At 57.5% G+C, this 4,768-nt stretch carries 5 protein-coding genes; 3 read left to right on the forward strand and 2 right to left on the reverse strand.

Features of this window, described 5'->3' with window-relative positions:
- Positions 1-145: 145 nt before the first annotated feature.
- Positions 146-1,009 carry a mechanosensitive ion channel family protein gene (locus G392_RS0109470; protein WP_051255674.1) on the forward strand — a complete coding sequence of 288 codons (864 nt, stop codon included), beginning with the start codon at positions 146-148 and terminating at the stop codon, positions 1,007-1,009.
- Between the two features lie 132 nt (positions 1,010-1,141).
- Here the strand turns inward: G392_RS0109470 and gloA are convergent, their stop codons facing one another.
- Positions 1,142-1,543: a lactoylglutathione lyase gene (gene gloA, locus G392_RS0109475; RefSeq protein ID WP_027010034.1), complete on the reverse strand. Its 402-nt coding sequence runs from the start codon at positions 1,541-1,543 to the stop codon at positions 1,142-1,144.
- A gap of 338 nt (positions 1,544-1,881) precedes the next feature.
- On the opposite strand from gloA, the gene G392_RS0109480 reads away from it, so the two are divergent.
- Positions 1,882-2,841 carry a beta-ketoacyl-ACP synthase III gene (locus G392_RS0109480; RefSeq protein WP_027010035.1) on the forward strand — a complete coding sequence of 320 codons (960 nt, stop codon included), beginning with the start codon at positions 1,882-1,884 and terminating at the stop codon, positions 2,839-2,841.
- Between the two features lie 36 nt (positions 2,842-2,877).
- On the opposite strand, the gene G392_RS13740 is transcribed toward G392_RS0109480, so the two are convergent.
- On the reverse strand, positions 2,878-3,279 hold the full coding sequence (locus G392_RS13740; RefSeq protein WP_156900889.1) for a hypothetical protein: 402 nt from the start codon (positions 3,277-3,279) through the stop codon (positions 2,878-2,880).
- On the opposite strand from G392_RS13740, the gene G392_RS0109490 reads away from it, so the two are divergent.
- Positions 3,278-4,597, forward strand: coding sequence for a tetratricopeptide repeat protein (locus G392_RS0109490; protein ID WP_169718760.1), 1,320 nt, complete (start codon positions 3,278-3,280; stop codon positions 4,595-4,597). The two genes, G392_RS13740 and G392_RS0109490, sit on opposite strands and share 2 nt — an antisense overlap.
- Positions 4,598-4,768: the final 171 nt, after the last annotated feature.

Below are 4,768 nucleotides of genomic sequence, written 5' to 3' on the forward strand. Positions count from 1 at the left end.
TCGTATTCCCTCCCCCGTGTGCGGGGGAGGGTTAGGGGGGGGGAAGCGGCGTTAAACCCCCACCCCAACCCTCCCCCGCAAGCGGGAGAGGGAGTCAATCAGGACAAAACCGCGTATTATATCGGTTTTTGTTGCGGAGCGAAGCATGATTGATTGGATACGCGCGGTGCGGGAAGCGGCGCAAAGCCTGCCCGTGTCGCGGGAATGGCTGTATTCGCTGGCATTGGTGCCGGCGATTGTGTTGCTGCGTATTTTGTTGTTGCGGCTGCATTTGCGCCGCCACCCCGAATTGGAAATCGAGGAAAAACGGCGCGTGTTGGTGATGAGCCGCAATATGGCTTTGCTGGCGTGCGCGTTTGTGCTGCTGATGGTGTGGGCAACGGAAATCCAAACCTTTGCGCTGTCGCTGGCGGCGTTGGCGGCGGCAACGGTGTTGGCGTTGAAAGAATTGATTATGTGTCTTTCAGGCAGCCTCGTGCGCTTTGCCAACAAGCAATATTCCGTAGGCGATTATATTGAAATCAACCACATACGCGGGCGCGTGGTGGACATCAACTGGCTCAACACTTTGGTGATGCAAATCGGGCCCAATCCGCTTATCGGGCGTTTGTCGGGCAAAACGATTTCCTTTCCAAACAGCCTGTTGCTGAATTTCCCGCTCTACCGCGACAATGTGTTGGGACATTATGTGGTGCATATGTTTGACATTCCCGTGCCGATTCATTTGGATTCGGACGCGATTGTGCCGCGTTTGGAAGCGGTGCTGGTGGAAAAGTGTTCGCCCTATATTGATGAAATTGCGGCGTATTTGCAGGCGGTGCAGTTGGAAAAGCTGTTTATCACCCCGCCCGCGCAGCCCAGCATCAGCCGTGTGCCGTTTGACGACAAGGTGTACAATTTGGTGGTGCGTTTTGCCGCGCCGGTGAATTTGCGTTTGGACGTGCAACAGGCGGTGTTGGACGAGTTTATTCGGGTGCAATACCGCCTGTTGAATGATGCGGGGCATTAGGGCGTGTCATTATTTCAACTTTTATTTTGAAAATCAGTTTGATAAAGAGTCCGTCATTCCCGCGTAGGCGGAAATGACTGTGCTGTGTTTTCTCGGTCAATTGATGACGCGCCCCAAGCACCACAGCCCGAATCAGTAGGTGTCATCACCCGATTTTTTCTGGATAAATTCCACTTTGTAGCCGTCCGGGTCTTCCACAAAGGCGATGACGGTGCTGCCGTGTTTCATCGGGCCGGCTTCGCGCACCACTTTGCCGCCTTTGGCGCGGACGGCATCGCAAGCGGCGCAGGCATCGTCCACTTCCAGCGCGATGTGGCCGTAGGCGTTGCCCAAATCGTAGCTGTCGGTGTCCCAGTTGTGGGTGAGTTCAATCACGGCGGTGTCGCTTTCTTCGCCGTAGCCGACAAAGGCGAGCGTGAAACGCCCTTCGGGATAATCTTTGCGGCGCAACAGGCGCATGCCCAAAACGTCGGTGTAAAAAGCCAGCGAGCGTTCCAAATCGCCCACGCGCAACATGGTGTGCAGCAAACGCATGATGTGTTCCTTTGTGTTTTTGAAAAACGGGATTGTAACGCGCTTTCAGGCAGCCTGAAAACTTTAAAATTAGCCCAAGTAGCTTGGGTTGGAACAAAGTGGAAACCCAACGTTAAATTTATGGATTTTGTTGGGTTTACGCTGGCGCTTCAACCCAAGCCACGCTTGCTGCGAACAGATGCCGGTAAAAAATACATTTGCACGGATTGGGAAATGGATTCCCGCATTCGCGGGAATGACGGGGGACGGTTTCAGGCAGCCTGAAAACTTTAAAAGCATACTGGCGGATTTTGTTCTAAAATGTTTGCATTGCAAAACGCTTGAAAAGGACACACGCCATGCACCACGCCCGCATTCTCGGCACCGGCAGCTACCTGCCCGCCCGCCGCGTTACCAACGAAGAATTGGCGCAACGCATTGACACTTCGGACGAATGGATTACCGCCCGCACCGGCATCAAAGCCCGCCACCTCGCCGCCGGCCACGAAAAAACCAGCGACCTCGCCGCCGAAGCCGCCCGCCGCGCCCTGTCCGATGCCGGCATCGCGGCGGAACAGGTGGATTTGATTATCGTTGCCACCGCCACGCCCGACATGCAGTTTCCGTCCACCGCTACCATCGTCCAGCAAAAGCTCGGCATTTCGGGCTGTCCCGCATTTGACGTGCAGGCCGTATGCGCGGGTTTTATGTACGCGCTTACCACCGCCCAAGCCTACATCAAAAGCGGCATGGCGCAAACTGCCTTGGTGATTGGCGCGGAGATTTTCAGCCGCATTGTGGATTGGAACGACCGCAGCACCTGCGTCCTGTTCGGCGACGGCGCGGGCGCGGTGGTGTTGGGGCGCGGCGAAGAAGCGGGCATCGTCCACAGCAAGCTGCACGCGGACGGACGTTATCTGGATTTGCTGAAAGTACCCGCGCAAATGGCGGACGGCGCAGTGTGCGGCACGCCGTTTTTGCAGATGGACGGACAAGGCGTATTCAAATTCGCGGTGAAACAGCTTGCCGCCGTTGCCGAAGAAGTATTGGCGGAAGCGGGCGTGAGCGCGGCGGACGTGGACTGGATTGTGCCGCACCAAGCCAACCGCCGCATTATCGAAGCCACCGCCAAACATTTGGGCTTGGGCATGGACAAGGTAATTTTGACCGTTGCCGACCACGCCAACACCTCCGCCGCTTCCATTCCGCTCGCGCTGGACGCGGGCATCAAAGACGGGCGCATCCGGCGCGGACAAACGCTGTTGCTGGAAGGCATCGGCGGCGGTTTTGCGTGGGGGGCGGTGCTGCTGCGCTATTAGGGCGTGTCGTCAATTAGCCGAAAAAACGCCGCACCGTCATTTCCGCGCAGGCAGGAATCCAACGGCAAATTCAAACAAAACCTGAAAAAATATTGCGTGCAGGTCATCGGGTAGTGGCTTCCCACCTGCGCGGGCATGATGACATTTTTTATTGCACTGATTTTCAGTAGAAAAATTTAAATGATGACATGCCTTCGGGTGCGTCATCATTGCCATTTTTGGATTGTCGTCCTGCCCGCATTCGCAGGAAGGACGGTGCGGCGGTTTTGTGATGAACCGATGACGCGCCGCACGGCAAACGGCGGGGGCGGGCTTTGTTAAATTTTGACAAGAAACAAGCCCGTCCATTACAATTTTGGTCTTTGGTCGCCGCACCGCGAAACGCCGGATATTCCGAATGACTACGCCCAATCTGCCCATGCCTGCGGCATCAAACATGCCCGCCACCGTTTACGAATCGTCCGTCCGCCCCCTGCTGTATGCCGACAATACGCTGGTGCAACGCGGCGACTTCGTATTGCGTTTGCACGAGTCCGAAGGCAGGATTGTCCACGCGGAAGTGGCGCGGGTGTGGGACACCCTGTATTACGACAACGGGCTGCCCATCGGCACGGCACTGGTCGCCGCCGATGCCCCGCACAACCGCTTGCCCGAGTTTGAAAGCTTCACCCTGACCGGCGCGGACGGCACGGTCAAACAATATTTCCGCAACCGCGACACGCTGGACGAATACGCCACCCGCCGCTTGCTCTCGCCCCTGTTCCGTGCGGGCAACTACATCAAATCTTGGCACCCCGACACGGGGCGCGTTACCCTCAAGCCGCTTATCCGCAATCTGCCGCACCCGCAGCCGGCGGATTTCGCCCGCAAACGCTTTTTTGTCGAAACCGTCCGCGCACAGGCGCAAGCGGGCAACCCCGTGTGCCTGTTCGTGCTGGCACTGTACCGCCGCAGCAAACGCCGTTATGCCGATGCCATCGGCTATTTCCGTGCCGCCGCCGAAGCGCATTGCGGCGCGGCGTGGCTGGAGCTGGGCATCGAATACCGCGAAGGCACTTTGCTCGAACCCAACCCGTTCAAAGCCGCGCAATGCTTTTTGCAGGCAGCCGAAAACGGCAGCATGCTCGGTCAATACCACACCGCGCTCAATCTGATACACGGCAGCAACGGCATGCCCCAAAACGATGAACAAGCCCTGTATTGGCTGTGCCGCGCCGCCGAAAACGGACACCCCGCCGCCTGCTTGGAAGCAGGGCGGTACTACCTTTCCGGCACTTTTAACCACCTGCGTGCCAAAAACAGCCCCTACCGGCTCAACCCCGCCGCACCCGCCCGCCCCGAAGCCGCCGCCGCCATGTTTGCCAAAGCCGCATTCCGCCAATGGGAAGGCGCGGCGGTTGCCAAATTCCATCTGGGCGAATGCTACCGCTCGGGCATGGGCGTGCGCCCCAACGAAGACGACGCCGCCAAACTGTACCGTGCCGCCACCGAAGAAGGCGACTGGCACGACGAATCCGTGCAAACCGCCGCCTACCGCATTCACGATGCCGAGCTGCTCGAAACCGCCGCCGAAAACGGCGAAGCCTACGCCGCCTACCTCATCGGCAAAATGTACTGGAACGGCGAAGGCATCGACCGCGACCGCAATTTGGGGCGGCGCTACCTGCGTCAGGCGCTGGAGTCGCCGCACGAATGCTCCCCCCAAGCGGGCGCACTGCTGCACGAAAAAGGCGACAACGCGCACGGATACAACTAGGGCGTGTCATCAAATTGAAATTTTCTACTATAAATCAGTGCAATACCAAAACGCCGTCATGCCCGCGAATGCGGAAATCCACTGCCTGATGTTTGTGAAGCAAGCGTAGCTTGGGTTGAAACGAAGTGAAAACCCAACATTTTTCCGAAAATTTATGGATTTTGTCGGGTT

The organism is Conchiformibius kuhniae DSM 17694, assembly GCF_000428785.1.
GTDB lineage: Bacteria > Pseudomonadota > Gammaproteobacteria > Burkholderiales > Neisseriaceae > Conchiformibius > Conchiformibius kuhniae.

What these genes read in the sequence shown, in the direction of transcription:
- G392_RS0109480 (WP_027010035.1), top strand. Translation starts at nt 1,882, where the DNA reads ATGCACCACGCCCGCATTCTCGGCACCGGCAGCTACCTGCCCGCCCGC.
- G392_RS0109490 (WP_169718760.1), top strand. Translation starts at nt 3,278, where the DNA reads ATGCCCGCCACCGTTTACGAATCGTCCGTCCGCCCCCTGCTGTATGCC.
- G392_RS0109470 (WP_051255674.1), top strand. Translation starts at nt 146, where the DNA reads ATGATTGATTGGATACGCGCGGTGCGGGAAGCGGCGCAAAGCCTGCCC.
- gloA (WP_027010034.1), bottom strand. Translation starts at nt 1,543, where the DNA reads ATGCGTTTGCTGCACACCATGTTGCGCGTGGGCGATTTGGAACGCTCG.
- G392_RS13740 (WP_156900889.1), bottom strand. Translation starts at nt 3,279, where the DNA reads ATGTTTGATGCCGCAGGCATGGGCAGATTGGGCGTAGTCATTCGGAAT.